Consider the following 3,053-nt stretch of genomic DNA (forward strand, 5'->3'; position numbering starts at 1 on the left):
AAATTTCGGGTGTTGGAAACCGCAGACTTAACAACTCGAATACGAAGAATCTCGAAGCTTACATCCCAGTCCCATCAAACGGATCTTCTATCCATACCCTAAAAAAGCTGCTTATTTTTACGGAATACCTCAGGCTTAGATGCTTTCAGCCTTTATTATCATAGAGCGTAGCTGCCCAGCGATGCCTTGTCAGACAACTGGTAGACCAGAGGCTCCGACGGCTCGTTCCTCTCGTACTGGAACCACCTTCCGCTCAAGCAACAAAACACTTCTATTAGATAGCAACCAACCTGTCTCACGACGGTCTAAACCCAGCTCACGTTCCCCTTTAATGGGCGAACAGCCCCACCCTTGGGTGCTGCTGCACACCCAGGATGGAAAGAACCGACATCGAAGTAGCAAGCCGCAGGGTCGATATGGGCTCTTGCCTGCGACCACCCAGTTATCCCCGAGGTAGTTTTTCTGTCATCTCAAGCCCCCATCGACGAGGACATTGAGGTTCGTTAGGCCCGGCTTTCGCCTCTGAATTTCTTACTGTTCGAAATACAGTCAGGCTGGCTTATGCCCTTACACTCTACGGTGGATCTCTGTCCCACCTGAGCCAACCTTATGGGCGCGTTTGATATCTTTTCAAACGCGTACCGCCCCAGCCGAACTGCCCATCTACCAATGTCCATAACCTAAAGATAGTTATGTTAGAGACACAGTCATAAGAAAGTAGTGTCTCATGAACGACTCAGACATGCCTGACGACATACCGTCGAAGTCTCCTACTTACGCTGCATACTTACAACCAAGCCTCAATAGCAGACTGCAGTAAAACTCTACGGGGTCTTCGCTTCCCAATAGAAGTCTCTGGCTTGTGCACCAGAATAGCAGGTTCACTAGGTTCCAGCTAGGGACAGTGGAGATTTCGTTCTACCATTCATGCAGGCCGGTACTTGTCCGGCAAGGCATTTCGCTACCTTAAGAGGGTTATAGTTACCCCCGCCGTTTACTGGCGCTTCACCAGGTTGAACCCCAGCTTCACGTGCCAGCACTGGGCAGGTGTCGCCCCCAGTACACACCCTTACGGGCTAGCTGGGAGCTATGTTTTTATTAAACAGTCGAACCTCCCTAGTCACTGTGACCAGCTATTACACATAGCTGGCACCCCTTATCCCAAAGTTACGGGGCCAAATTGCCGAATTCCCTTAGCTGGTTTACCCTAACACGCCTGAGTCTACTAAACTAGGGGCACCTGTGTCGGATCTCGGTACGGAAACACAACCAAATAATTATACTCTCTTTTCATGGACTCCATGATTCAACCAATAATCATCCAAAAGAAGGATGACTCATCACAATGACACCAATTTCTCACTATTACAGTTCTCCATTAGCTTAAAAAGATTAAACAGGACGACAGTCCTGCAAGGCATATCACGAAGTGTCGAAAGCATAAACATAAACGTTGCCGTGTAAGTTGAGTTGGACAGGAATATTAACCTGTTTCCCTTTTGAGTAACTGGAATTGCCGTTACCCTTAGGACCGCCTAACCCTTGGCTGACGAACATTGCCAAGGAACCCTAGCCCCTCCGGCGATAAAGATTCACACTTTACTTTGCTGCTACTACTACCAGGATCCACATTTCTGCAAGATCCACTGGAATTCACACCCCAGCTTCAAATCCAGCAGAACGCCTATCTACGAAATCATAAACCAAAAAACGGTAAATGTTCATTGGTATCGGTGGCCGACTTAACCCCGTCCATTTTAGATGCCATTAACCTCGATGGGTGATCTGTTACGAACTCGTTAAAGGGTGGCTGCTTCTAAGCCCACCTCCCCACTGTCTAGGGCTAATGACTCCCTTAAACTAATTCGGCACTTAGGGACCTTAACCAACGTCTGAGTTGTTTCTCTTTCGGGACACAGGCTTACCCCGCGCCCCTCGATCCAACCTTCTACGATGCGGGCAAGTTTGGAGTTTTACAGAATGCCGAGTAATTTCTCACCCTAAACACTCAATCAGTGCTCTACCTTGCCAGCTATCTCCAGTCAGTCTAGCCTTGGAGCTATTTCGATAGGAACCAGCTGTCACCGATCTTGATGGGCCTTTCACCACTAACCGCAAGTCAAGAGAGCGTTTTGCAGGACAACATCTCGTCGAACCTCCATCACTCGTATGAGCGATTTCATTCTGCTCACGGCTGAATCGACCGGCTTCGGGTTTTAAAGCTGTGACTGTGACATGTTACAATCAGAAAGCCATACACAAAGTGCTACGCTTTTCTCGGTTTCCCTACGACTACGAGGATATATACCTCTTAGTCTCGCCACAACTACAAACTCCCTGGCTCGTGTTTCAAGACGAATGACACAACACTAGTCCTCCAAAAGGAACTCTTAGTGTCACCATAAAGAGTTACGATTTGGATTCATTCCTTTCATGCCATGCCAGGCTGTCGCCATCTGGTTTCAGGTACTTTTCACCCTCTAATAAAAGAGTTCTTTTCAGCTTTCCCTCGCGGTACTAAATACGCTATCGGTCTCAAGTAATATTTAGAATTAGAAGTCGATGCCTCCCTATTTAATTCACGCCCAATTTCCGATGGACGCTACTCAAGATATAGAAATAACCATTTCACCTCTAAGTTTACGGGACTGTCACCCTCTACGGTTAAAGTATTCCAACAATAATTAAACAGAGACAATTTACGGCTATATAAATCTACTCTTACAACACCACATCTCCCTTAAAATTTCTTTAAGGGATTCAGTTTGTTCTATACCGGTTTCGCTCGACGTTACTAACGGCATCACGTTTGTTTTCTCTTCCTCTGCCTACTAAGATGTTTCAATTCAGCAGGTTCCCAATCCACAAGAAGTGGATCATTACTCGATAAAGAGTAATAAGAATCTCATTCGGCAATCTCTGGTTCAAAGGATGCGTGCTCCTCGCCAAAGCTTATCGCAGCTTGCCACGACCTTCATAAGTTAATCTTGAGCCTAGCCATCCCCCAGATGGCATAAAAATTACATAAATGCACAAAATTTCATCAAAGAAAA

1 rRNA gene is annotated in these 3,053 nt (G+C 46.5%); it reads right to left on the bottom strand.

From position 1 onward, the window contains the following. Nucleotides 1–3,029, bottom strand: a 23S ribosomal RNA gene (locus tag MSCUN_RS04725); the annotation flags it as partial. Between the last annotated feature and the right edge of the window lie 24 nt (nt 3,030–3,053).

Source organism: Methanosphaera cuniculi, assembly GCF_003149675.1.
GTDB classification, from domain to species: domain Archaea; phylum Methanobacteriota; class Methanobacteria; order Methanobacteriales; family Methanobacteriaceae; genus Methanosphaera; species Methanosphaera cuniculi.